Here is a 24163-nt window from a genome sequence, read left to right as displayed (position 1 = left end):
CGGGACGACGATCAGCCGTCCCGGAACTTTGGCAACAAGGATGTCGTCCTGGACAAGCGAAGCGCAGATCCAGGACCCATTACCCCAGGGAGCAGCTGCAGCGCGAAACTGGCAACCACGAGTCTTCGTCAAACCACTCCCTGGGGTAATGGGTCCTGGCTTTCGCCAGGACGACGATGGGAGGGCCTTACGCCCTTACCCTTGGCGCAACATTCTGCTCGGTGCCGGCCTTCTGCTCCGCAGCAACTGCGTGCTTGAAACCGTCGCGCTGCTGCAAGCGTGCCCAATAGGCTGCGACATTCGGCCCGAAATCCTTGGCGAGACCGATGTTATCCGCGAGGCGGAGCGCGTAGCCGATGACGATGTCGGCGGCGGTGAAGCGGCCGGCGCACAACGTCTCGGTATTGGCGGTCGCTGCCTCGACGGCGCGCAGCCGCCCCAGGAACCATTTGGCGTAGTCGGTGGCGACCTGCGGGTTGCGCCGCTCCTCCGGCTCGAGCTGGGTGTAGCGGAGCACCAGCGTTTGCGGGAAGGTTAACGTGGCATCGCTGAAATACATCCAGTTCAGGAAGGCGCCATAGGCGGGATCCTCGGGGCCGACCATCAGCGGCGTTGGTCCGTATTTGACGCCGAGATAGTGGCAGATGCCGGAGGACTCCGTCATCTTGGTCTCGCCGTCGACCATGAAGGGAATCGTGCCCAGCGGATTGAGCGCGAGATATTCCTTGGCGAAGACCCGCGGCGGGAACGGCAGCATCTTCAGCTCATAAGGCAGTCCCATCTCCTCCAGCATCCAGAGCGGGCGGAACGAGCGCGCGGCGTCGCAGTGATAGAGCGTGATCATCAGGCGTTTCCCTTACTACCCGGCAGCGTACCCATCATCTTGCACAGGACCATCAGCATGACCTCGTCGGCGCCGCCGCCGATCGAGGTCAGGCGGCTGTCGCGATAGGCGCGGCTGACCGGCGTCTCGTTGGTAAAGCCCATTCCGCCCCAATATTGCAAGCAGGCGTCGGTGAGCTCGCGGCCGAGCCGGCCGGCCTTCAGCTTCGCCATGGTCGCGAGCTTCGTCACGTCCTCGCCGGCGACCAGCGCTTCGGCGGCGCGATAGATCAGCGCGCGCAGCAGCTCGACCTCGGTCTGCATCTCCGCGAGCTTGAAGTGCACGACCTGGTTGTCGAGGATCGACTTCCCGAACGCCTTGCGGTTGCGCGTGTACTCGATGGTCTCGTTGATGATGTACTCGTGCGCTTTCAGGCAGGCCGCCGCGCCCCAGAGCCGCTCCTCCTGGAACTGGATCATCTGGTAGGTAAAGCCCTTGCCCTCCTCGCCGATCCGGTTGCGCTTGGGCACGCGGACATTGTCGAAGAAGATCTGCGCGGTGTCGGAGGAGCGCATGCCCATCTTGTCGAGCTTGCGGGCGACCGTGACACCCTTGCTCTTCATGGGCACGCAGATCAGCGATTTGTTGCGGTGAACGGGCCCGTCGCCGGTATTGGCAAGCAGGCAGATCCAGTCGGCCTGGGTGCCATTGGTGATCCACATCTTGCCGCCGGTGATGAGGTAGTCGTCGCCGTCGGAGCGCGCGCTGGTCTTGATCGAGGCGACGTCCGAACCCGCGCCGGGCTCGGAGACGCCGATGCAGGCGACATAGTCACCCGAGATCGAGGGGCTGAGAAACTCGCGCCGCACCTCGTCCGAGCCGAATCGCGCCAGCGCCGGCGTCGCCATGTCGGTCTGCACCCCGATCGCCATCGGCACGCCGCCGCAGGTGATCGCGCCCAGCTCCTCCGCCATCATCAGGGCATAGGAGTAATCGAGGCCGGAGCCGCCGAACTCGACCGGCTTGTTCAGGCCGAGGAAGCCGAGGCTGCCCATCTTCTTGAACAGCTCGTGAGCCGGGAAGATATCGGCCTTCTCCCATTCATCGACATGTGGATTGATCTCGTTGGCGATGAATTTCTGCACGGAACGACGGATGTCGTCGTGGTCGGTGGTGAACAGCATTTCTTCCTCTTCGTCATTCCGGGGCATCGCGAAGCGATGAGCCCGGAATCCATTCCTCTACGGCATCTGCGGCCCGGTGGATTCCGGGCTCGCTCCGCTACGCTGCGCGCCCCGGAATGAGATCCGCATTCACAACCCCATCTGCCGGCTGGCGAGATCCTTCATGATCTCCTCGGTGCCGCCGCCGATGGCGTTGACCTTGACCTCGCGATAGATGCGTTCGGCCTTGATGCCGCGCATGAAGCCGGCGCCGCCAAAGATCTGGACGGCTTCCGAGGCGCAGAAGGCCATGGTCTGCGTCGCCTGGTTCTTCATCATGCAGATTTCCGCGACCGGGCTCTCGCCCTGCTCCAGCCGCCAGGCCAGCATTTCCAGCATCGCCTGCGAAGCTGCAACCTTCTGCGCCATGTCCACGATCTTATGGCGGATGACCTGGTGCTGGGCGAGCGGCTTGCCGAACGTCTTGCGCTCCTTGGCATAGGCGACCGCTTCATCGAGGCAGACGCGGGCGAAGGCCGTACAGCCGGCCGCCATGCCCATGCGCTCGCTGTTGAAATTCTGCATGATGATCTTGAAGCCCTGCCCCTCCTCGCCGATCAGGTTTTCGACCGGCACGCGGCAGTCGTCGAAATGCAGCGTCGCGGTGTCGGAGGCCCACCAGCCCATCTTCTTCAGCCTGGTGCGCGACAGGCCGGGCGTATCGCCCTCGATCAGGAGCAGGCTGACGCCACCGGCGCCTTCCCCGCCGGTACGCACCGCAACGGTCAGATAATCCGCGCGCACGCCCGAGGTGATGAAGGTCTTTTCGCCGCTCACGACGTAGTGATTGCCGTCGCGCCGCGCCCTGGTCCGAAGGTTCGCGACATCAGAACCACCGCCCGGCTCGGTGATCGCGAGCGCGGAGATCTTGTCGCCGGCCAGCACCTGCGGCAGCACACGCGCCTTGACTTCGGGGCGCGCTGCGCGTGCGATCGGCGGCGAGCCGATGGTGTGGCTCATCAGGCTCGCGCTGATGCCGCCGGCTCCGGCTCGCGCCAGTTCCTGGCTGGCCACGATCTTCATGAACTGGTCGGCGGCGATCCCGCCATATTCCTCGGGGAATCCCAGCCCCAACAGGCCGATCTCGGCCGCCTTGCGATAGAGCGCGCGGGGGAATTCGCCGGCTTCGTCCCATTCATGGGCGAAGGGTGCGATCTCCTTGTCGACGAAGCGGCGCATGACGTCGCGGAAGGCGTCGTGCTCGGCGGTATAGAACGGACTCTTCATTGCATGCGCGCTTTCTCTCTTCGCGTTCCACCATGGCCGGAACATTGGCGGCTCACTTGCGCCGAGTGGCTGGGTGGGGCGTGGCGCCTCGCCGGCCCAACACCTAGCAACTCAACGCAAGACGATTTTCGTCCCCCGCAGGCCAACTCCAAATCAAAAAAGACTGCTGCACAAAACTCCGGCTGGCCTCCCAGGGCCACGCCGGGCATGGTGCACAGCAATAAAAATGCAGGCGGCACAAGACCGCCGAGGGAGGGAGTATTGGCCGTTCGTTATTGCGACTGGATCGCCCATCACGCGCGCCGCGCACCTCACAGGGTCGCGGCCATCGACCTCACGAGCGAGCGCCGCTTCTCGTATGCGCAACTCGACGCCCGCGTCTCGCGCCTCGCCTCGTTCCTGCGCCACACGCTAAACATCTCTCGCGGCGACCGCGTCGCGGTGCTGGCGCTGAACACGACCGATACGCTGGAGGTGCAGTTCGCCTGCGGACGGCTCGGTGCCGTCTTCGTGCCGTTGAACACCCGCCTCACCGTTCCCGAGCTTCAGTTCATCACCGGCGATTGCGCGCCGAAGGTGATGATCCACGACACCGATCTCGCCGAGACAGCGCTTACTGTTGCAAAACTCTGCAACGTCGCCACCAGCCTGCTGCTCGGCCCCGGCGGCGCCTATGAGGCCGGCATTGCGGCCGCCAAGCCGCTGGAGCGCGCCGAAGACATCACGCTCGATGACGTCTCGACCATCATGTACACGTCGGGCACCACGGGCCATCCGAAGGGCGCGACCATCACCCATGGCATGACCTTCTGGAATTGCGTCAATCTTGGCGGCCCAGCCTGCATCGGACCGTCCTCGGTGCTGCTCACCGTGCTGCCGCTGTTCCACACCGGCGGGCTCAACTGCTACACCAATCCCGTGCTGCACGCCGGCGGCACCGTGATGATCATGCGCGCGTTCGATCCCGGTACCGCGCTTGGCCTGATCAACGATCCCGCGCGGGGGATCAACGTATTTTTCGGCGTGCCCGCGATCTACCAGTTCATGGCACAGCAGCCGGCCTTCGCAACGACTGACCTTTCCCGACTGATCGTCTGCGGTGTCGGCGGCGCGCCGATGCCGGTGCCGTTGCTGAAGGTGTGGGAGGCGCGCGGCGTCGCGCTTCAGCAGGGTTACGGCATGACCGAGACGTCGCCCGCCGTGCTGGTGCTCGATCGCGAGGACGCGGCACGCAAGGCCGGCTCTGCCGGCAAGCCGGTGCTGCACACGGAGGTGCGGATCGTCCGTCCCGACGGCAGCGACGCCGATGTCGGCGAGCTCGGTGAACTCTGGGTCAAGGGGCCGAACATCACGCCGGGCTACTGGAACAGGCCGGAGGCGAACAAATCCTCCTTCACCGACGGCTGGCTGCACACCGGCGATGCCACGCGCGTGGATGAAGAGGGCTTCTATTACATCGTCGACCGCTGGAAGGACATGTACATTTCCGGCGGCGAGAACGTCTATCCGGCCGAGGTCGAGAACGTCCTGCACCAGCTCACCGCGATCGCGGAAGCGGCCGTGATCGGCATTCCCGATCCGCAGTGGGGCGAGGTCGGCCTCGCCATCGTTGCGGTCAAACAGGGGCAGCGGCTGACCGAGGCCGATGTCTTTGCGCATTGCGCGGCCAATCTCGCGCGCTTCAAATGTCCGCGCCAGGTTCGCTTCGTCGATGCGCTACCACGCAACGCCACCGGCAAGATCCACAAGCCGACCTTGCGCAAGCAATTCTCGGTCACCTCCGAGGTCGACAAGAAAGTCGCCAACGCCTGATCAAAGCGCCCCTCTCGCGGGCGCTTTTATTTTGAAGTGCCTGCTCCATCCCACAAGAAATCCAAGGAATTTCCATGAAGAACAAGAAACTCTCCCTGCTTGCCGCAGCAACCGCGTTGACGCTGCTCACGATCCAGGGCGCTTTCGCCCAGAAGGCGTACGACACCGGCGCCACCGACACCGAGATCAAGCTCGGCAATGTCGAGGCGTATTCGGGACCTGCTTCCGCCTACGGCGTCATCGGCAAGACCGAGGAAGCCTATTTCAAGATGATCAATGACCAGGGCGGCATCAACGGCCGCAAGATCAACTGGATCTCCTATGACGACGGCTACTCGCCGCCGAAGACGGTGGAGCAGATCCGCAAGCTGATCGAGAGCGACGAGGTCTTCCTGGTGTTCAACGCGCTGGGCACGCCGACCCAGACCGCCGTGCAGAAATATCATAATTCAAAGAAGGTGCCGCAGCTCTTCCTTGCCACCGGCGCCAGCAAGTGGAACGATCCGCACAGCTTCCCCTGGACCATGGGCTTCCAGCCGAGCTACCGGGTCGAGGCACGGATCTTCGCCAAATACATCCTGAAGGAGAAGCCGGACGCGAAGGTTGCGATCTTCTATGCCAACGACGATTTCGGCAAAGACTACCTCGCCGGCATCAAGGACGTGTTCGGCGACAAGGCGTCGAAGCTGATCGTGGCTGAAGAAAGCTACGAGACGTCGGAGCCGTCGATCGACGCCCATATCGTCAAGCTCAAGGACACCGGCGCCGATACGTTCGTCAACATCGCGACCCCGAAATTCGCGGCGCAGGCCATCAAGAAGATCGCCGAGCTCGGCTGGAAGCCGATGCATCTGATGACCGACGTGTCGGTGTCTATCGGTGCGGTGATGAAGCCCGCCGGCCTCGAGGCCTCCGAAGGCGTGCTCTCGGCCGGCTACCTCAAGGACGCCTCGGATCCGCAGTGGAAGGACGATGCCGGCATGAAGAAGTTCATGGCCTTCATCGAGAAGTACATGCCGGGCGCGAACATCTCGGACGCCAATCTGGTTTACGGTTACGCCGCAGCCCAGACCATGGTTCAGGTGCTGAAGCAGGCGGGCGACAATCTCACCCGCGAGAACGTGATGAAGCAGGCCGCCAGCCTGAAGGACTTCACCCCCGACACGCTGATCCCGGGGATCACGATCAACACCTCGGCCACCGACTTCGCGCCGATCGAGCAGCTCAAGATGTGGCGGTTCAAGAGCGGCCAGTGGGAGCTGTTCGGCCCCATCATCAGCGCCGAGCCGAGCGGCTAGTTTCGATCGGCGATCGCCGACACGCGCGAGATAGCGGCCGAAAGGCCGCTATCTTTTGACGCCAATTCGGGCGAAGATTCAGGCAGGCAAAAATACTGCAAAAGACTCGTCGACAGTACGCCGAAGGTGATCGCGATACAGCTTGTAATTCGCGTGGTCGGGTGCGATCCGGCCCACAGCCGGATCGGCGATATTCCGCGCCGGCACATAGGCTATCGGCGCTGCGACCGGCGTCAGCTGCGAGCCGGCGCCGGCGCGCAGCGTCGAGATGATGCCATACATCGCGCCATTCACCGTCGGGCGCGACACCGTGATCACGCGATGCTGGCCATGCTTGTTGATGACAAGATAGATGAACCCCGACTGATGCGGCACAGCAACTTCGCCGGTGTGCTCATAGGCCGCATCGGTCCGCTCGCCCTCGCGGAAGACCAGCGAGGAGACTTTCGGCTCCCAGGCGATCTCGGTGCGATAGGCGAAGATCGCATCCTTGTCACCAAAGGACGGCCGCAGCGTGATGTAGACGTTCTCGATCCAGGTCACCGCGCGATGCGAATAGGAGCCGAGGCTGTCGGGTGCGACGTCGTTGCCGGCCGCGGGCGACGGCGCGACCGTGCTCTTGCGCAGGGACACGCCCAGCGCCTGCTCGAGCCGGACCGTGGTTGCCAACGTGAACGGGCGGCGGCCGCCGAGCGCTTTCTCCAGCGTCGACAGGCTGAGCTTGGCCTGCTCGGCCAGCGCCTGCCGCGAAATCCGGCGCCTGGCGATTTCCTCGCGGATCGTCTCCGCGACCTCCCGGCTTTGCTCGTCCGAAAGCTGCCCGTCGTTGAGTTTATCCGGCGTCTGCATCGTTAGCCCTGCTCCACGGCGGGCAGTCTAGCAGGGCGGACAAATCAGCACAAAACCGGACATCGCCGCCAAGGCGATGCCCCGCCCGGGCCGGCCGCGGCGGAACATTGCCGTTCATTCTGCTCGCGAAATCACCCCCTCCCGACCGATGCTTGGCGTCGTCAAACACCTTTCGGGAGCAGGCCAATGAGCAATTACGACACGGTCGATAGCAATGAGCACCCCTGGCTCGGCAGGCTGGTCAAGGTTGGACTGTTCCTCCTGGCGCAGGGCATTGCCGTGCTCCTGGTCAGCTTCGTGGCCCTGCTGGTGAGCTTCGCGCCGGGCTGGTCGGCGACGACCGAGCAGGCAAGCCTGCTCCAGCCCGGCGATGCCAAGTCCGGCAGCCTCCTCCTGAAGGAGGACGGCGCTTACATCGAAGCCATCCGCCTCGGGATCGATATCGACATCACGGTATCAGGCCCGACGCTGCGCACCCGTGTCACGCAGGTCTTCCGTAACCCGACCAGGGACTGGGTCGAGGCGACCTATGTCTATCCGTTGGCCACCGACGGCGCCGTCGACACGCTGAATGTGGTGGTCGGCGACCGCATCATCGTCGGCGACATCAGGGAGCGTCAGCAGGCCCGCGCAATCTACGAGCAGGCGCGCCGCAACGGACAGAAGGCCGCACTCACCGAGCAGGAGCGGCCCAACATCTTCACCAACTCGGTCGCCAATATCGGTCCCGGCGAAACCGTGCTGGTGCAGATCGAATATCAGGAGCCGGTGCATCAGTCCGGCAACGAATATTCGCTGCGCCTGCCGCTGGTGGTCGCCCCGCGTTACAATCCGGCGCCGATCGTGCAGAGTGTCGACTTCCGCAAGGACGGCTCCGGCTGGGGCGCGACCAATTCAGACCCGGTGCCCGACCGTGATCGCATCTCGCCGCCGGTTCTCGATCCGGCCAGGAATGCGCCGATCAATCCGACCAGCATCACGGTGCACCTGAAAGCCGGCTTTGCGCTTGGCGAGGTGAAAAGCCACCATCACAACGTCAAGATCGAGAGCCCGGACAGCACGACGCGCGTCGTGACGCTTGCCGACGGCACCGTGCCGGCCGACCGCGACTTCGAGCTGACCTGGAAGCCGGCCGCCGAGAAGGCGCCGTCGGTCGGGCTATTCCGCGAGCATGTCGGCGATGCCGACTATCTGCTCGCCTTCGTCACACCGCCCGCCGCCGAGAACACAACGCGGCGGCCGCTACCGCGCGAAGTGGTGTTCGTGATCGACAATTCCGGCTCGATGGGCGGCACCTCGATCGAGCAGGCCAAGGCGAGCCTGCTCTATGCGCTCGGCCGCCTCCAGCCGAACGACCGGTTCAACGTGATCCGCTTCGACGACACCATGGACGTGCTGTTTCCGACCTCGGTGCCAGCCGATACCGCGCATGTCGGTGAAGCGACGTCATTCGTCGGCGCGTTGCAGGCGCGCGGCGGCACCGAAATGGTGCCGGCGATGCGTGCGGCACTGACCGACAAGATCGCTGATACCAACATGGTTCGCCAGATCGTGTTCCTGACCGACGGCGCGATCGGCAACGAGCAGCAATTGTTCGAGACCATCACCGCGATGCGCGGCCGCTCGCGCATCTTCATGGTCGGCATCGGCTCAGCGCCAAACACCTATCTGATGACGCGGGCTTCCGAGCTCGGCCGCGGCGCCTTCACCCATATCGGCTCGGTCGAGCAGGTCGAGGAGCGCATGCGCGGCCTGTTCGCCAAGCTGGAGAATCCTGCGGTGACCGGCCTCACCGCAAAATTCTCGAACGCCAAGGCCGACATCACGCCCGCGATCATTCCCGACATCTATCGCGACGAACCGCTGGTGCTGGCGGCGAAGCTCGACAAGCTCGCAGGCTCGCTGGAGATCAAGGGTCGCGTCGGCGACCGGCCGTGGTCGGTGACACTGCCGCTGCAAAACGCGGCCGAGGGCAAAGGCCTGTCGAAACTCTGGGCGAGGCGCAAGATCGGCGATGCCGAGGTGGCGCGGACGCTTCGCGAGATGACGCCGGAGGACACCGACAAGACGATCCTAGCGCTGGCGCTCGACCATCAGATTGTCACGCGACTGACCAGTCTCGTCGCGGTCGACAAGACACCGAGTCGTCCCGAAGGCCAGCCGCTCAAGCTCAGCGAACTTCCGATCAACCTGCCGGCGGGTTGGGATTTCGCGAAGGTGTTCGGCGAACGGCCGCAGCTGACGCCGACACAGTTGCGCGAGCGCCGCGCCGATGCAGGCCAGTCTGCGGCAAGGCGTCCGGCCCCTGTCACACCCGATGCGATCCGCCTGCCCAAGACCGCGACCTCGGCCGCGCTGAAGATGATCGCAGGCCTGATCATGATCGTTCTCGCCCTGATCCTGTTCGTGTTCAACCGGCGTCAGCACTTGCTCACTGACGCCGCTTGAGAGAGGAGCCCCCCGAACTCCTCTTGCTTGGCGCGCGCGGCTGCCCGTCCCGATACCAACGGCCGCGCGCGCCTTTTTTCCCTGTCATTGCGAGGAGCGAAGCGACGAAGCAATCCAGACTGCCGCCAAGGAGACAGTCTGGATTGCTTCGCTTCGCTCGCAATGACGAGAGAGAAACTAACAATGCCCCGCCTCATCTCGCCTCTGGTCCTGGCGCTTGTCGGAACGATCCTGTTCGGCGACGGCGCCTACATCCACGCCAAGGCGTGGCTCGCGCAGATGCTCCTGGAGCGTGCGTTCGACCGGAGCGTTGCGACCGGCGAGCCGGTCAAGCCATGGTCCTGGGCCGATACCTGGCCGGTGGCGCGGATCGAGGTGAAACGGATCGGCGCCAGTGCCATCGTGCTGGAGGGCACGAGCGGCCAGGCGCTCGCTTTCGGCCCCGGTCATCTCCACCAAACGGTTGATGCCGGCGAGCGCGGCGCTGCTGTATATGCTGCTCATCGCGATACACACTTCCGCTTCCTGCGGGATGTTGCCATTGGTGACGTGATCGATGTCACACGCAGTGACGGTAAACGCTTTCGCTTTCGCGCGGATTCCTCCGCGATTGTCCGTTTCGACGCGTCGGGCATCGATCCCGCGACGCAGGATTTCGAGCTTGTGCTCGCGACCTGCTGGCCGTTCGACGCCGTTACGTCCGGCCCCGAACGTTACCTCCTGCATGCCACCCTGATCGCAGACGATGAATAGCAGTTCGCAATAGACCCGTCCGAGATCGATCGCACTCTCGCAAACCAAGCTTGGCGCGCGCGACAACAGCGTCACTGGAACCGCATCTCGGCTTTGCCGGCGTCGATTGCGAGATCATGGCCTATCTCAACAGCGACGACGTGCTGCTGCCCGGAACGCTTACGCGATCGGCATCAGGGAGATGGGCATCTTGCGGCGCCGCGCTCTCGGATTCGATCCGACGCAAATGCAGATCCGCCGCGCCATCGCGCCCTATCTCGTCCGGCAGCTGGCCTATCACTATGCCTACAAGCTGGGTGTCTTGCGATATTGACGCGGAAGAGACAGCAGCCGGCGATTGAAGTCATCGCTTGGGATCCACCGCGCATTCCGCCATGCGGCATGCGACCCTGCCGGTTGCCACTCCACCCAACTCGCCATACAACCAGGTGACGCGCCACCAAGAAGAACAAAAGGTGAGGTCACGCCATGGAAGCCCGGGTCTCTAAAGCGCAGGTCTCTCAAGCGCAGGCCTCTGCTGCGTCGGTTCCTGCCCGCTCATGGTCGCCGCCGCCCGATGCCAGTGACATCGTCAAGGGCATCCACGCTATGCTGCATCCGCAAAACATCGTGCTGGTGGGTGCGACCGACAAGCCGGGCAATTACGCCGAGCGCATCTGGAACAATCTGGTCAGATACGGCTTCGAGGGCGGGCTCTATCCTGTCAACGCCAAGCGCGAAACCATCTGGGGCGTGCCCTGCTACAAGGATTTTGCGAGCCTCCCCGAGAAGCCTGATCACGTTTTGGTGCTGGTGCCCGCACGCTTTGCCGTGCAGGTGATCCGCGACGCCGCCGCTGCCGGTGCGCGATCCGCCACCATCGTCACGTCGGGCTTCAGCGAGTTGCAGGATGAAGAGAGCCAGAAGCTCGCCATGGAGCTGCAACAGGCCGTGCGTGAGACAGGGCTCGCCGTCACCGGCCCCAACTGCCTCGGCAATTTGAGTGCCGGCGAGAAGCTCTTCACCAATATCGACGACCGCATCGTCACCATGGAACAGGGCGCGGTGGCAATCGCCGGCCAATCCGGCGCTATCGTCATGGCAATCCGGCAGGCGCTGGAGGATCGCGGCGTCGGTGTCGGCTACATGGTGACAACAGGCAACGAGACCGGGCTCGAGACACCCGACCTGATGCGCTATTTCGCCGAAGATCCGAGCGTCAAGGTGATCGTGGTCTATCTCGAAGGCGTGCGCAACACCAAGGCGTTTCGCGACGCCTGCAAGGCCGCGCGTGCCGCGAGCAAGCCGGTGATCGCGCTCAAGCTCGGATCGTCGGAAGGCGGCCGCGCCGCCGCGATGGCGCACACCGGTGCGCTGGCGGGCTCGATCGAGACGTTCGACGCGATCGCAACCCGCGAAGGCGTGATCCGCGTGGGTGGGCTCGACGAATTGATCGAGACCACCGAATGCTTCGTCCACGCCGCCGTGCCCAGGGGCGACCGGCTTGCGGCGGTCACGCTGTCCGGCGGCAAACGCGGCATGCTGCTCGACGCCTTCTATGCCGAAGGCCTGAACTTTGCGCCGCTGAGCCCGCACGTCGGCTCCGAGCTTGCAAAGATGCTCGGACCGGGATCGATCGTCGGCAATCCGCTCGATGCCGGCTTTGCGGCGGTGGTCGATCCCTCCGTCTACATGAAGTCGATCAAGCTGATGATCGACGATCCCGATATCGACATCGTCATCGTCGATGCCGAGTTTCCAAAAGCGCCGCACGAGCAGCGCGAGCGCAATCTGCGCATCGTCAACGAGATGGCGAGCCGGGCCGCAAAACCCGTGATCTATATCAGCGCGATGTCGGTGGGCTTCACCGAGTTCACCAAGGGCCTGCGCAAATCGCTGCCGCACCTCGCGGTGATGCAGGGCATGGATCGCGCGGTGACCGCGATCAAATCGCTGCTCGCCTATGCCAGGCTGCGCAAGGAGGTGCCTGACATCGTCTCGAGCTCGAAGCCCGCCGCGCGCGTCGTGCTGGAGAAAGCGCTGGCATCGGCGAGCGGCGCCGCACTCGACGAGGTCGCCTCGAAGACGCTGCTGAAGGCCTATGGCATTCCGGTCTCGAAGGAGGGAATTGCGCAGACATCGGCGGAAGCCGTGAAGATCGCCAAGCAGATCGGCTTTCCGGTCGTGGCCAAACTCATCAGCGCCGAGATCCTGCACAAATCCGATATCGGCGGCGTGGTGCTGAACCTCAACAGCGCGACCGAGGTGAAGAAAGCCTTTGCCGACATCACGGCGCGGGTGAAGAAGCTGAAGGGCAAGCCGAAGCTCGATGGCATCCTGATCGCACAGCAGGTCAAGGCCGACCTCGAGCTCGTGGTCGGCGCCTCGCTCGACGCCGAGATGGGCCCGGTCGTGCTGTTCGGCACCGGCGGCATCGATATCGAGCTGATGAAGGACGTGGCCCTTGCCGGCGCGCCGCTGGACGAGGCCGAGGCGCGGCTCCTGATCGGCCGCACCAAGGCCGGCATCAAGATGCGCGGCTATCGCGGCAAGGCGGCGCTGCACGAGGCCTCGGCAGTGAAGGCGCTGGTCGGCCTGTCCAATTTGATGGCGGACGCCGGCGACCGGATCGCCTCGATCGACGTCAATCCGTTCCTGCTCAATGCCAAAACCGGCGTCGCGGTCGATGCGCTGATCGTGCTGAACAACGCGGCCGCAAAGCGCGCAGCCGGACGCTGATGTCACGCAGGGCGGATTAGCGCAGCTAATCCGCCGGCTTACGCGGCGGTTGACAAGAAAACGGCGGGTTACGCTTCGCTAACCCGCCCTGCGTACCATTGCGGCTCCTTCCAACTTCCCCGCTTTGGTCGTAAAATCGCATCCGCATGGCACGCGCGAGCAATCTGGTGATCGGAACGACGACGCTAGCGGTGATCGCCGTAGCGTTCGGCGGGCTGCTCGGCGTGCAGAAATGGCGCACCATCCAGAGCCGCAGCCCGTTGCGCGTCGTGTTCGAAGGCGGTTCCGCGAGCGGCCTGCGCCGCGGCGGCCCGGTCAATTTCGACGGCGTGCCCGCCGGCCAGATCCTGTCGATCAAGCTGGACAGTCCGCGCAAGGTCGTGGCGCTGGTGTCGCTCGACAACACCGCGCCGATCCGCAAGGACACGGTCGCCGGCATCGAGTTTCAGGGCCTTACCGGTGTCGCCGCGGTCTCGCTGATCGGCGGCGCCCCGTCTGCGCCGCCGGTGCCGCTAGACTCGGACGGCATTCCCGTGCTGACCGCTGATCTCAGCGACGCCGAATCCATCGTCGACACGCTGCACAGCGTCGATCGCACCATCGTCAGCAACGCGCCCGCGATCAAGGACGGCCTGCGCACGTTCGAAAACTATACCGGCGACCTCCGCGGCAAAGGCGACGAGATCGACGCGGTGATGCTCAAGGTCGACAATGCGTTTGCCGGCTTCGACAAGGCGGTCACCAAGATCGAGGGCGTGGTCCCCGGCTTCGTCGACGGCAAGGCCGACGAGTTGTTCGAAAAAGTGAAGGGGCTGCACGAGCTCGCCGACACCATGAAGAAGAAATCGGCAAGCTTCCTCGAGGACACCCGCCGCTCGCTGCTCGATGTCAGCGAGGCCGCCAACAAGATGAGCGGGACGCCTGCGCCCGCCGCCGCCCCGCGTCCGCCGCGCAAGCCAGCACAGCAGAAGCGGTAGAGCCTACCACGCGTAGCGCACGACGCCCTTGCCGGCGTAGGAGCGCGTGACGTTCGAGAACTCGCCCTCGAAGGTCAGTGCCGCAGACCAGCCGTTCATCCAATTCATTTGCACCGACGCCGTGGTCAGCGCGGAATCGCGCGCCTGCGCGGCGCCGTTCACGACGAAGGCCGATCCCGGCAGCGTCTGGAACACTGCGCCGACCGTGCGATCCGGATTGAAATCATGCGCCCAGGCGGCGCGGCCGCGCAGCGTCACCACGCCGCCGGCGGCGGCAAACGACCTGTCGGCGCGCAGGCCGAGCTCGGTGCGGGTGCTGGTCACGTCCTTGGCGGCATAGTTGAGCGCGAAATTGTTGCTGCCGACCACGGCGAATTCCGAATAGCTCGGCAGGCTGAACATCGTGGCCTGAACCGCGGCATAGGGCGTCAGCCCGATCCACTGCGTTGTCTGGCGATAGCCGCCCTCGATGCGGCCTGAAACGGCGTTGGCATTGAACTGTGCACGCAGTTGGTCGGTGCCGGCGGCGGTGACGATGCGGTTGGTTGTGACATCCTGCCAGCCATAGGCCAGCGCCGCCGTGACATAGGCAGGTCCCGCGTTATGACGCACGAAGGCGCCGGCCTGGAACAAATCCGAGCGACCCCAGCCAAGTCCGTTGACGTTGAAGCCGGTGCCTCCACCGGCGAGCGCAAAGCCCGCGATCGTCGATGGCGAGAAGCGATAGTCGAGACCAACCGCGGTGCCGTACACGCTGCTGCCGGTGTTGTTCGAGCCGAGCGCCGCATTGCCGTCAGCGGTCTGCGAGCCGCCATAGCCGGCGGCCCAGACATCCCAGCGCTGCTCGAATGTCGGCGACGGCGCCTTGCGCTGGATCGAGGCAAAGGCGTCGCTGGGACGCTTGCCTGATGCGGCGTAGGCAGTCGCGCCGGTCTCGTCGGCATACGGCGTCGCGCCGGGCGCGCCGCTGCGCCCCGAGCCGAACACGTCGGTCAACAGGCTCATAAACAGGTTCATCGCATTGAACGTCGTCTGCTGCGATCCCGTTGCGGATTCACCCGAGGCCTGCGTCAGGCCGGATGGCGAGAGGTTCGCCAGCGCCACGGGAAGGCTACCAGTGGTGTTGAAGTAGCGTGTCAACGCGTTGGCCACGTTCTGCTGATTGATATTGAGACCGCCACCATAATTCAGCGCGAGATCGAGAAACACATTGTTCGGGTCGTAGTTCAGGCTGGCCTGGAGATTCGACGAGAGCCCCGCCACGACCGGGTTGAACCTGTCGGGCAACGTGCCCGCAGTCAGGATCGTGTAATGCTTCGCGATCGATCCGGTCGGGACGACCACGACCGTGGCGCCGCCTAGCGTTGCCGTTCCCACCACGACCGCGATGCCATTGCTCGTGCCAGACACCTGCACCACGTAGCTCGACGTCGATGCGAACGAGAGATCACCTGACACGGTGAGCGTGCCGGTTGGACTGCCCGGCGCCAGCGCGCCGCCGTTGACGGAGATGGAGCTTCCGACCGTGCCGACGCCGCCGAACGTGCCGCCCGCCGCGACGCTCACATTGCCGTTGATGGTGCCGGCGAGCATCAGCGTGCCGCCGAGCACGTTCCAGTCCTGATTGCCGGTGCCCGTCACCGTCCAGGTCGAGCTGTCGACCTTGTTGAAGATCGAGAAGCCATCGTACTGGAGCCCGGTGCCGATCAGGTCCAGGTTGAACGTATCCTTGCCGGTCCCGCCAAGCTGGAACGTATCGGTGCCGGAGGCGAATACCTGGCCGTTGATGACACTGCCGGGGCCGAGGGTCAGCACGTTGCTGCCGCAGCCGCAAAGATCGATCGCAATGGCACCGGGCGCGCTGGCGTTGATGGTCCCCGAGTTGAAGACGTTGGCGCCGCCATTCACGCTGATGCCGACACCGCCAGACCCGACGGTAATGGTGCCGGTATTGACGATCTGGTTCGTCGTACTCAGCGTGAACACGTCGATGCCGATGCCGGAAGCGCCAACGGTGATCGTGCCATTGTTGGTGACGGCGTTGGAGTCACCGGAGACGAAGATGCCTTCGGCAAAATCGGCTCCGGTGATCCGTCCGCCGTTCGTGACCGTGCCGGACAGGCCGGAATAGCCAACGGCCCCGCCGCCGACGCCGACGCTGATCGTCCCGTTTTGGCTGATCGTGCCCCGGTCGCCCTGCACCGAAATCCCCACTCCGCCATCGCCCGAGGTGATCTTGCCGCCGTTGGTCGCCTTGGCGTCATCGCCCACCACGGAAATGCCCATGCCGAAACCGACGGCCGTGATGGTGCCGAAATTGCTGACGGTCTCAAAAGCGCCTTGCATGAGGACGCCGACGGCGTTCTGGCCCACCGAGATCGTGCCAGTCGTCGTGTTGGTGACCGTATTGCCGTCGGCGCTCGCCACAATGCCGCCGGAGAAACCGGGGGAAGCGCCGACCACGATCGCGCCTGCATTGGTCACGGTCCCGCCGCCAAAGACGAAGATTCCGGTCGAACCGTTGCCCCCGGTGATCGTGCCCGTCGCGGCATTGGTGATTGTATCGGCCTGGCCCGAGAAGATACCTGTCGCCAATATCCCTACCGTCAGACCCCCGCTATTGGTGACGGTATTGTTGTCGCCGACTGAGATCGCGGAGCCATGGTCGCCCGTCGTGACCGTTCCGGCATTGGCGATGACATTGTGATCGATCGCAAGGATGCCGAGGCCGTCGCCGAGCACCGTGATGGCGCCGTTGTTGGCTACGATGTTCGAATTGCCCACGCTCATGCCGGTCAGGCCCGAGCCCCCCGACAGTGTTCCGTTGTTGGTGACGGTGTTGGAATCGTTGACGCCGATCGACACCGTGCCGTTGTCGTTCACCGTCGCGCCCGACAGCACGTTGACGGTGAGACTGTTGACGCCCCCGCCGGCCTGAAAGCCGTCGGCATCGGTGCCACTACAGGTGACGGTCTGGCCGCTCGCAGCCGGGTCGGGTGCGCATTGCGCGCTGGCCGAGGTTGCCGAAAGGACGAGGCCGAACAAGAGCGTCAGGATTGCCGATGCGCCAGCGGATGCCACGGCGCCATTACGGCGCAGGCCACCCTGCGGCCTCCATAGTCCCGCGCCCATCACGTCACACCCCAAGCCCTGCTGTTCCGCCGGAGAACTTAGGTCATGAGAACGTTCCCTAGAACTACGGCTCGCCACGAATGCGTCCGTTTAGCGCACAACCCATGCGGAATCCGACAGCTATGTTGCAATCGCGCCACGGTTTTGCCCGGCGGAGTTACCATTCCGCACAAAAGCATGCCCCGGCCGAGCCGCATGTCGGCCGCGACAGCCTAGTAATTGCTCGGTGCGGCCTCGTTCGGGATGCCGTCGATCGGGCATTCAGCCGTGCCCGCGGTCGAGCGCGTCATCGCCTCGACCATGTCGCGGGTGCCTTCGGGATCGGCGATCCAGTTCTTGTAGAAATCATAGGGACAGGCGGCGACGCCGCGCGGGCTCTCGCCCGAATTGATCATGCCGGTGTAGCCGCGGTGGACCAGCTTGTAGAGGTGGTTCTGCGACTGGCCGTTGCGGCGGGCATCACGGATCAGATGTTTCGAAAGCTGCGCGTACTGGATGCCGTAATCCTCCTCGCCGCACTCGCCGAGCGTACGGCCGTCGAAGCCGATGATCGCGGAGTGGCCGAAATAGGAATAGACGCCGTCGAAGCCGGCGGCGTTGGCGACCGCGACATAGACATTGTTGGCCCACGCCATCGCCTTGGAGATCAGGATCTGTTGTTCCTTGGCCGGATACATGTAGCCTTGGCAGCGCACGATCAGCTCGGCGCCCTTCATGGCGCAATCGCGCCAGATCTCCGGAAAATTGCCGTCGTCGCAGATGATCAGGCTGACCTTCATGCCTTTCGGGCCTTCGGAGACATAGGTGCAATTGCCGGGATACCAGCCCTCGATCGGCACCCAGGGCATGATCTTGCGATACTTCTGCACGATCTCACCCTTGTCGTTCATCAGGATCAGGGTGTTGTAGGGCGCCTTGTGCGGATGCTCCTCGTGACGCTCGCCGGTCAGCGAGAACACGCCCCACACTTTGGCCTTGCGGCAGGCCTCCGCGAAGATCGCGGTCTCCTCGCCCGGCACTGCGGAGGCGGTCTCGTACATCTCCTTGGAGTCGTACATGATGCCTTGCGTGGAATATTCCGGGAAGATCACCAGATCCATGCCGGGCAAGCCGGCCTTCATGCCCACCAGCATGTCCGCGATCTTGCGGGCGTTGTCGAGCACCTCCGCCTTGGTGTGCAGGCGGGGCATCTTGTAGTTCACCACTGCGACGCCGACGGTGTCGTTGCTGCTGGAAATATCGCCGTGAAGCATGTTGAGCGCTCCTGTCTTTTATTCGTTTGAGGTCATTGCGTGGCGTTAGTGGCTGATCATCCAGGGCCGCGCGGTGGGAAAACTCTTGGCGCCGCTTTTGGTCTTGGTCACCAGTCGCGCCGGCTTCTTCTTGTCCGTCGAGCCTTTGTCCTTGACGGTCTTGCCCGACGAGCAACAGCCACAGCCGGGGCCGTGCGAGGCCTTGTATTGCGCGAGCGTCTGCGGCGCGTGCGTGCTGCGCTCGTTGACGGCGTGGGCCTTGCGCTTCTCCGCCGGCATGCAGAAGAAGTTCGGCGCGGTCAGGATCACGCGCGGCGCCATCGTCTCGCAAAGCGGACAGCTTTGCGGATCGTCACATTCCGCCATCGGGCGGAGATCCTTGAACGGACCGCAATCGTCACAGAGATATTCATAGACCGGCATCGCATCATCCCTACGCTCTTTCCTGTTCAACACACCCGGCGGCGGATGCGGGGCGGCGAAGAGACGCCGTCCCGCATCCAGTCGCACAGGGATTATTTGTCCGGCGAGATCGGCATCTGGATATCGCCCGTGATGTGCTTGATGGGACCTGCCGCCGACGGCATCACGTCGAAGTCGAAGATCTCCGTCGGCAGCCACAGCGTGGCGCAGGCATTGGGCACGTCGACCACGCCGGAGATATGACCCTGGCATGGCGCGGTGCCGAGGATCGAATAGGCCTGGGCGCCGGAGTAGCCGAACTTCTTCAGGTACTCGATCGCATTCAGGCAAGCCTGGCGATAGGCGATGTGGACGTCGAGATAGTGCTGCTTGCCTTGCTCGTCGACCGAGATGCCTTCGAAGATCAGATAGTCCTTGTAGTTCGGCGTGATCGGCGACGGCTTGAAGATCGGGTTCTTGATGCCGTATTTCGACATGCCGTCCTTGATCACCTCGACCTTGAGATGCAGCCAGCCGGCCATCTCGATCGCGCCGCAGAAGGTGATCTCGCCATCGCCCTGGCTGAAGTGCAGGTCGCCCATCGAGAGACCGGCGCCGGGCACATAGACCGGGAAGTAGATCTTCGAGCCGCGCGAGAGATCCTTGATGTCGCAATTGCCGCCATGCTCGCGCGGCGGCACGGTGCGTGCGCCTTCCGCGCCGATCTTGGCCTTGGCATCGCTCTTGGCGCGGCCGCCATGGGCGGTCGCCGCGAATGGCGGATTGGCAAGGCCCGGCACACGGGTCGGATTGGTCGAGATCAGCTCGGCCTCGCGCTTGTTCCAGGTCTCCAGCATCTTCGGATCGGGCAGACAGCCGATCAGGCCGGGATGGATCAGGCCCGCAAAGTTGACGCCGGGCACATGTCGCGACGAGGTGTAGAGTCCCTTGATGTCCCAGATCGACTTCTGCGCCAGCGGGAAATGGTCGGTGAGGAAGCCGCCGCCGTTCTGTTTGGAGAAGAAGCCGTTGAATCCCCAGAGGCTCTCCTTCATCGGGCCGACGTCGAGGAGATCGACGACGAGGAGATCGCCGGGCTCGGCGCCCTTGACGCCGATCGGGCCGGAGAGGAAGTGCACGATCGAGAGATCGATGTCGCGCACGTCGTCGGCGGAATCGTTGTTCTTGATGAAGCCGCCGGTCCAGTCATAAGTCTCGATGATGAAGTCGTCGCCGGGATTGACCCAGGCCACGATCGGAATGTCGGGGTGCCAGCGATTGTGCACCATGTCATTTTCGTAAGCCGACTTGGTGAGATCGACCTTGATCAGTGTCTCTGGCATCGAGAAGCTCCCCTTTACTACGGTTGGTTAGACGGACAGATATTTGGAGACCTGCGCGGCATCGACGCTGTCGCGCGGGTCATCGCGCACGATCGCGCCGTTCTCGATGACCAGCACGCGGTCGGCGATATCGAGCGCGAAGCTCAAAACCCTGCTCGGACACGACGATCGAGAGGCCCTTTTCGTCGCGGATGCGCTTGAGCGTCCGCGCCATGTCCTTGATGATCGACGGCTGGATGCCTTCGGTCGGCTCGTCGAGCAGCAACACCTTCGGCTTGGTCGCGAGCGCGCGGGCAATCGCCAATTGTTGTTGTTGCCCGCCGGAGAGATTGCCGCCGCGACGGCCTTTCATCTCCAGCAGCACGGGGAACAACTCGTAGATGTCAGCCGGCACCTCGGTCCCGCCGGAAACGACGAGACCGGTCTCGATGTTCTCCTTCACGGTCATGGTGGAGAAGATCATGCGGCCCTGCGGCACATAGGCGAGGCCTTTGGCCACGCGCTCATAGCTCGGCAGGCCGCCGAGCTCGGTGCCGTCCATCGTCACCGAGCCGCTTTTCGCCGGGAGGATGCCCATCAGCGATTTCATCAGCGTGGTCTTACCCATGCCGTTGCGGCCCATGATCGCAACGATCTCGTTGGGCGCGACCTTGACGTTGAGCCCGTGCAGCACCTCGCTCTGGCCGTAGGCGACGTGGAGATCCGAAATAGCCAGCATCGATGCGCTCCTAGGCTCGGTGTGTCTTTACCTCTCCCCACCGGGGAGAGGTCGGCGCGTAGCGCCGGGTGAGGGGGCGCAGGCCCCAAGAGAGAGCGAAACCCCTCACCCGAATGGCTGCGCCATTCGAGCTCTCCCAGTGGGAGAGGTGGACGGAGATCGCCGCGCTTGCTTGCCTCCTACCCGCCATCGTCAGTGTCCCAAATAGACTTCGATGACCTTGGGATCGTTCTGCACCTTCTCCATGGTCCCCTCGGAGAGAATCTGGCCCTGGTGCAGCACGGTGACCTTGTGCGCGATGTCCTCGACGAACTTCATGTCGTGCTCGATCACCAGCACCGACCGGTTCTTGATGATGCGGTTGAGGAGCTCCGCGGTCTTGGTCCGCTCCGACACGCTCATACCGGCAACGGGCTCGTCGAGCATCAGCAGGTCCGGATCCTGGATCAGCAGCATGCCGATCTCGAGCCATTGCTTCTGGCCGTGGCTGAGCAGATCGGCACTCATGTTCAGCCGATCCTTCAGGAAGATCATTTCGGCGACTTCATGCACCCGGTCACGCACGGCCGCGTCGCGGGTGAAGGTCAGCGCGCCGAACACCGAGCGTCCGCGCGGATAGGAGATCTCCAGATTCTCGAACACCGTGAGATCGTCGTAGATCGACGGGTTCTGGAATTTACGGCCGACGCCGGTCTTGACGATCTCGTTCTCTTTCATCCGCGTCAGCTCCTTGCCGCGGAACTGGATCGAGCCCGACGTTGCTTTGGTCTTGCCGCAGATCAGGTCGAGCACCGTGGTCTTGCCGGCACCGTTCGGGCCGATGATGACGCGGATCTCGTTCTCGTCGACATAGAAGGAGAGATCGTTGACCGCCTTGAACCCGTCGAACGAGACGGTGAGCGCCTCGACGGCAAGCAAAAATTCCTTGGGCTGGTGACCTACGAGCATGATGAATCTCCTCACTCCGCCGGGGCGCCGTCGGCGACCGAGCTGTCGGTCCAGCCTTCGGGTTTGGGTTTGCGCGACGAGATCAGGCGGTCGATGCGCGGCTGCACATAGTCGCCCCAGATCCCGGCAAGACCGTTCGGGAAAGCCAGCACCACGGCGATGAACAAGCCGCCGAGGCCAAACAGCCACAATTCGGGGAACGTCTCCGACAGGCTGGTCTTGGCGAAGTTGACCAACAGCGTGCCGTAGATGGCACCGAGGATCGACAGCCGGCCACCGACCGCGGTGTAGATCACCATTTCGATCGACGGCACGATGCCGACGAAGGACGGCGACATGAAGCCGACATTGAGCGCGAACATCGCGCCGCCGATCGCGGCGAATACGGCGGCGATGCAGAAGGCGAAGATCTTGAAGTTGGCGACGCTGTAGCCGGAGAAGCGAACCCGGTCTTCCTTCTCGCGCATCGCGACCAGGATACGCCCGAGCTTGGAGTGCCGGACGAACTGCGCGATCATGATGCAGACGAACAGGCATCCAACCTCGAAGAAGTACAGCACGATTTTGGCGTGGTCGGGACGGATGTCCCATCCCTTCAGGGTGCGCAGGTCGGTCATGCCGTTGATGCCGCCGGTATAGCCCTGCTGGCCCACGATCAGGATGGTGAGGATGGCCGCGACCGCCTGGGTGATGATCGCGAAATAGGTGCCGCCGACGCGGCGCTTGAACATCGCGGTGCCGATGATCAAGGCGAAGATGCCGGGCACCAGGATGATGGCTGCGATGGTGAAGGTGAGGCTGTTGAAGGGTTTCCAGAACAGCGGCAGCGCCGTGATCTGATTCCAGTCCATGAAATCGGGAATGCCGGGGGTCGACTGGATCTTGGTGTTCTCGACGCTCGATGCCTCGAGCTTGAGGAACATCGCCATGCAGTAGCCGCCGAGCCCGAAGAACACGCCCTGGCCGAGGCTGAGAATGCCGCCGTAGCCCCAGCAGATCACCAGCCCCAGCGCGACGAAGGCGTAGGTCAGATATTTTGCGACCAGATTGAGCCGGAAGACATCGAGCGTGAGCGGCAGCACCACCACCAGGAAGACCGCGAGCACCAGAATTCCGATGAGCTCCGATCGATTGAAGAACCGATTGTCGGTCATTGCATCAGCCTCTATTTCTCACTTGCGGACCTTGAGGGCGAACAGCCCTTGCGGCCGCAGCATCAGGATTCCGACAACGGCGAGCAGCGTCAGCACCTTGGCCATCGAGCCCGACATGAAGAACTCGAGGGTGGATTGCGTCTGCGAGATCGAGAAGGCCGAGGCGATGGTGCCGAGCAGGCTTGCAGCGCCGCCGAACACGACCACCAGGAACGTGTCGACGATGTAGAGCTGTCCGGAGGTCGGCCCGGTCGAGCCGATCATGGTGAAGGCACTGCCGGCGACGCCGGCGATGCCGCAGCCGAGACCATAGGTATAGCGATCGACTTTTTCCGTGTTGATGCCGACCGCGCCGGCCATGATGCGGTTCTGCACAACGGCGCGCACCTGGCGGCCCCAACGCGACTTGTACATGACGTAGGCCACGCTGATCGTGATCAGCACGGTCAGGCACATCACGAAGACGCCGTTGATCGGCACCTCGATGCTGTCGCTGACGTGCAGCGAGCCGAGCATCCATTGCGGCAGCTCGACGCCGACCTCGCGCGCGCCGAATACGGAACGATAGGCCTGCTGCAGCATCAGGCTGAGGCCCCAGGTCGCAAGCAGCGTATCGAGCGGGCGCTTGTAGAGGTGCCGTATCAGCACCCATTCCACCAGCATTCCCAACGCACCTGATGCGACAAAGGCGAGGATCATCGCGAGGAAGAAGTAGCCGCTGAACAGGCTCGGCAAATAGGTCTGGAAGAAATTCGAGGTCATCCAGGTGACGTAGGCACCGAGGATCATGAACTCGCCATGGGCCATGTTGATGACGCCCATCTGGCCGAAGATGATCGCAAGACCGAGCGCCATCAGCACATAGACAGAGAACAGGATCAGTCCTGCAAAACCCTGCATGACGAAGATGGAGCCAAGGTCACCAAGCGAGTAGTCGCCGAACATCGATGTCCTCCGTCAGGGATGAGGTCCCACGTCGCGAGAAAATTCGCGACGCGGGGGTCTTGGGCGTGGATTTGCTGTCCACGCCAGGGAGAGGTTTTGCCTTGAGGGAAACGGCGATCGACGCCGCGTGGCTTACTGGT

Annotated in this window: 18 protein-coding genes and 1 pseudogene; 7 read left to right on the top strand and 12 right to left on the bottom strand. The window is 63.6% G+C overall.

The features are described 5' to 3' along the window. Positions 1-187 precede the first annotated feature (187 nt). From V1280_RS31840 to V1280_RS31830, 3 genes are all read right to left on the bottom strand, one after another. Positions 188-844, bottom strand: a complete 657-nt coding sequence (locus tag V1280_RS31840) for a glutathione S-transferase family protein (RefSeq protein ID WP_334533756.1) — start codon at positions 842-844, stop codon at positions 188-190. Continuing rightward, positions 844-2007, bottom strand: coding sequence for an acyl-CoA dehydrogenase family protein (locus V1280_RS31835; RefSeq protein ID WP_334533753.1), 1164 nt, complete (start codon positions 2005-2007; stop codon positions 844-846). The genes V1280_RS31840 and V1280_RS31835 overlap by 1 nt, the downstream gene beginning before the upstream one ends. Before the next feature lie 129 nt (positions 2008-2136). Continuing rightward, a complete protein-coding gene (locus tag V1280_RS31830) occupies positions 2137-3273 on the bottom strand; it encodes an acyl-CoA dehydrogenase family protein (RefSeq protein ID WP_334533750.1) in 1137 nt (378 codons plus the stop codon). A 261-nt stretch (positions 3274-3534) separates the two neighbouring features. Between V1280_RS31830 and V1280_RS31825 the strand changes: the two genes are divergently transcribed. Both V1280_RS31825 and V1280_RS31820 read left to right on the top strand, forming a co-directional pair. Next, positions 3535-5085 carry an acyl-CoA synthetase gene (locus V1280_RS31825; RefSeq protein WP_334533747.1) on the top strand — a complete coding sequence of 517 codons (1551 nt, stop codon included), beginning with the start codon at positions 3535-3537 and terminating at the stop codon, positions 5083-5085. A 74-nt stretch (positions 5086-5159) separates the two neighbouring features. Continuing rightward, entirely contained in the window at positions 5160-6383 is a 1224-nt protein-coding gene (locus V1280_RS31820; protein WP_334533744.1) for an ABC transporter substrate-binding protein, read from the top strand. A gap of 78 nt (positions 6384-6461) precedes the next feature. Here V1280_RS31820 and V1280_RS31815 read toward each other — a convergent pair whose 3' ends face one another. Next, positions 6462-7232: a helix-turn-helix domain-containing protein gene (locus V1280_RS31815; RefSeq protein ID WP_334533741.1), complete on the bottom strand. Its 771-nt coding sequence runs from the start codon at positions 7230-7232 to the stop codon at positions 6462-6464. 186 nt (positions 7233-7418) lie between these two features. Between V1280_RS31815 and V1280_RS31810 the strand changes: the two genes are divergently transcribed. The 5 genes from V1280_RS31810 (at position 7419) to V1280_RS31790 (ending at position 14128) form a co-directional block, all read left to right on the top strand. Next, positions 7419-9680, top strand: coding sequence for a marine proteobacterial sortase target protein (locus tag V1280_RS31810; protein ID WP_334533738.1), 2262 nt, complete (start codon positions 7419-7421; stop codon positions 9678-9680). Positions 9681-9863: 183 nt separating this feature from the next. Continuing rightward, positions 9864-10433 (top strand): class GN sortase, encoded by a 570-nt coding sequence (locus V1280_RS31805; protein ID WP_334533735.1) that lies wholly within the window; start codon positions 9864-9866, stop codon positions 10431-10433. A 190-nt stretch (positions 10434-10623) separates the two neighbouring features. Next, a complete protein-coding gene (locus V1280_RS31800; RefSeq protein WP_442895180.1) occupies positions 10624-10746 on the top strand; it encodes a hypothetical protein in 123 nt (40 codons plus the stop codon). A 155-nt stretch (positions 10747-10901) separates the two neighbouring features. After that, a complete protein-coding gene (locus V1280_RS31795; RefSeq protein ID WP_334533732.1) occupies positions 10902-13151 on the top strand; it encodes an acetate--CoA ligase family protein in 2250 nt (749 codons plus the stop codon). A 146-nt stretch (positions 13152-13297) separates the two neighbouring features. Then, the gene (locus V1280_RS31790; protein WP_334533729.1) at positions 13298-14128 is read left to right on the top strand and encodes an MlaD family protein; all 831 of its coding nucleotides are present in this window, start codon (positions 13298-13300) and stop codon (positions 14126-14128) included. 3 nt (positions 14129-14131) lie between these two features. Here V1280_RS31790 and V1280_RS31785 read toward each other — a convergent pair whose 3' ends face one another. The 8 genes and pseudogenes from V1280_RS31785 to urtB form a co-directional block, all read right to left on the bottom strand. Further along, positions 14132-17260 carry an autotransporter outer membrane beta-barrel domain-containing protein gene (locus V1280_RS31785; RefSeq protein ID WP_442895179.1) on the bottom strand — a complete coding sequence of 1043 codons (3129 nt, stop codon included), beginning with the start codon at positions 17258-17260 and terminating at the stop codon, positions 14132-14134. A 212-nt stretch (positions 17261-17472) separates the two neighbouring features. Next, on the bottom strand, positions 17473-18513 hold the full coding sequence (locus V1280_RS31780) for an aliphatic amidase (protein ID WP_280704764.1): 1041 nt from the start codon (positions 18511-18513) through the stop codon (positions 17473-17475). A 45-nt stretch (positions 18514-18558) separates the two neighbouring features. Continuing rightward, entirely contained in the window at positions 18559-18936 is a 378-nt protein-coding gene (locus tag V1280_RS31775; protein WP_334533719.1) for an FmdB family zinc ribbon protein, read from the bottom strand. Positions 18937-19028: 92 nt separating this feature from the next. Further along, positions 19029-20258 carry a formamidase gene (gene fmdA / locus V1280_RS31770; RefSeq protein WP_334533716.1) on the bottom strand — a complete coding sequence of 410 codons (1230 nt, stop codon included), beginning with the start codon at positions 20256-20258 and terminating at the stop codon, positions 19029-19031. 27 nt (positions 20259-20285) lie between these two features. Continuing rightward, a pseudogene (gene urtE, locus V1280_RS31765) lies at positions 20286-20976 on the bottom strand (urea ABC transporter ATP-binding subunit UrtE). Between the two features lie 192 nt (positions 20977-21168). Further along, positions 21169-21924 (bottom strand): urea ABC transporter ATP-binding protein UrtD, encoded by a 756-nt coding sequence (gene urtD, locus V1280_RS31760; protein WP_027531396.1) that lies wholly within the window; start codon positions 21922-21924, stop codon positions 21169-21171. Between the two features lie 11 nt (positions 21925-21935). Beyond that, positions 21936-23078, bottom strand: coding sequence for an urea ABC transporter permease subunit UrtC (gene urtC / locus V1280_RS31755; RefSeq protein ID WP_334533711.1), 1143 nt, complete (start codon positions 23076-23078; stop codon positions 21936-21938). An 18-nt stretch (positions 23079-23096) separates the two neighbouring features. Further along, a complete protein-coding gene (gene urtB, locus V1280_RS31750) occupies positions 23097-24023 on the bottom strand; it encodes an urea ABC transporter permease subunit UrtB (protein WP_334533708.1) in 927 nt (308 codons plus the stop codon). Positions 24024-24163: the final 140 nt, after the last annotated feature.

Origin of the sequence: Bradyrhizobium sp. AZCC 2230, assembly GCF_036924495.1 — a bacterium.
In the GTDB taxonomy this organism is placed as follows: domain Bacteria; phylum Pseudomonadota; class Alphaproteobacteria; order Rhizobiales; family Xanthobacteraceae; genus Bradyrhizobium; species Bradyrhizobium rifense.
Note: the sequence above shows the minus strand (reverse complement) of the source record. Positions and strands in the feature narration are given on the sequence as shown.

Bases quoted from the DNA above. Each gene is read 5' to 3' on its own strand.
- fmdA (WP_334533716.1), bottom strand. From the start codon at position 20,258: ATGCCAGAGACACTGATCAAGGTCGATCTCACCAAGTCGGCTTACGAA.
- V1280_RS31815 (WP_334533741.1), bottom strand. From the start codon at position 7,232: ATGCAGACGCCGGATAAACTCAACGACGGGCAGCTTTCGGACGAGCAA.
- urtB (WP_334533708.1), bottom strand. From the start codon at position 24,023: ATGTTCGGCGACTACTCGCTTGGTGACCTTGGCTCCATCTTCGTCATG.
- V1280_RS31840 (WP_334533756.1), bottom strand. From the start codon at position 844: ATGATCACGCTCTATCACTGCGACGCCGCGCGCTCGTTCCGCCCGCTC.
- V1280_RS31830 (WP_334533750.1), bottom strand. From the start codon at position 3,273: ATGAAGAGTCCGTTCTATACCGCCGAGCACGACGCCTTCCGCGACGTC.
- V1280_RS31780 (WP_280704764.1), bottom strand. From the start codon at position 18,513: ATGCTTCACGGCGATATTTCCAGCAGCAACGACACCGTCGGCGTCGCA.
- V1280_RS31810 (WP_334533738.1), top strand. From the start codon at position 7,419: ATGAGCAATTACGACACGGTCGATAGCAATGAGCACCCCTGGCTCGGC.
- V1280_RS31790 (WP_334533729.1), top strand. From the start codon at position 13,298: ATGGCACGCGCGAGCAATCTGGTGATCGGAACGACGACGCTAGCGGTG.
- V1280_RS31775 (WP_334533719.1), bottom strand. From the start codon at position 18,936: ATGCCGGTCTATGAATATCTCTGTGACGATTGCGGTCCGTTCAAGGAT.
- V1280_RS31820 (WP_334533744.1), top strand. From the start codon at position 5,160: ATGAAGAACAAGAAACTCTCCCTGCTTGCCGCAGCAACCGCGTTGACG.
- V1280_RS31785 (WP_442895179.1), bottom strand. From the start codon at position 17,260: ATGGGCGCGGGACTATGGAGGCCGCAGGGTGGCCTGCGCCGTAATGGC.
- V1280_RS31835 (WP_334533753.1), bottom strand. From the start codon at position 2,007: ATGCTGTTCACCACCGACCACGACGACATCCGTCGTTCCGTGCAGAAA.
- urtC (WP_334533711.1), bottom strand. From the start codon at position 23,078: ATGACCGACAATCGGTTCTTCAATCGATCGGAGCTCATCGGAATTCTG.
- urtD (WP_027531396.1), bottom strand. From the start codon at position 21,924: ATGCTCGTAGGTCACCAGCCCAAGGAATTTTTGCTTGCCGTCGAGGCG.
- V1280_RS31795 (WP_334533732.1), top strand. From the start codon at position 10,902: ATGGAAGCCCGGGTCTCTAAAGCGCAGGTCTCTCAAGCGCAGGCCTCT.
- V1280_RS31805 (WP_334533735.1), top strand. From the start codon at position 9,864: ATGCCCCGCCTCATCTCGCCTCTGGTCCTGGCGCTTGTCGGAACGATC.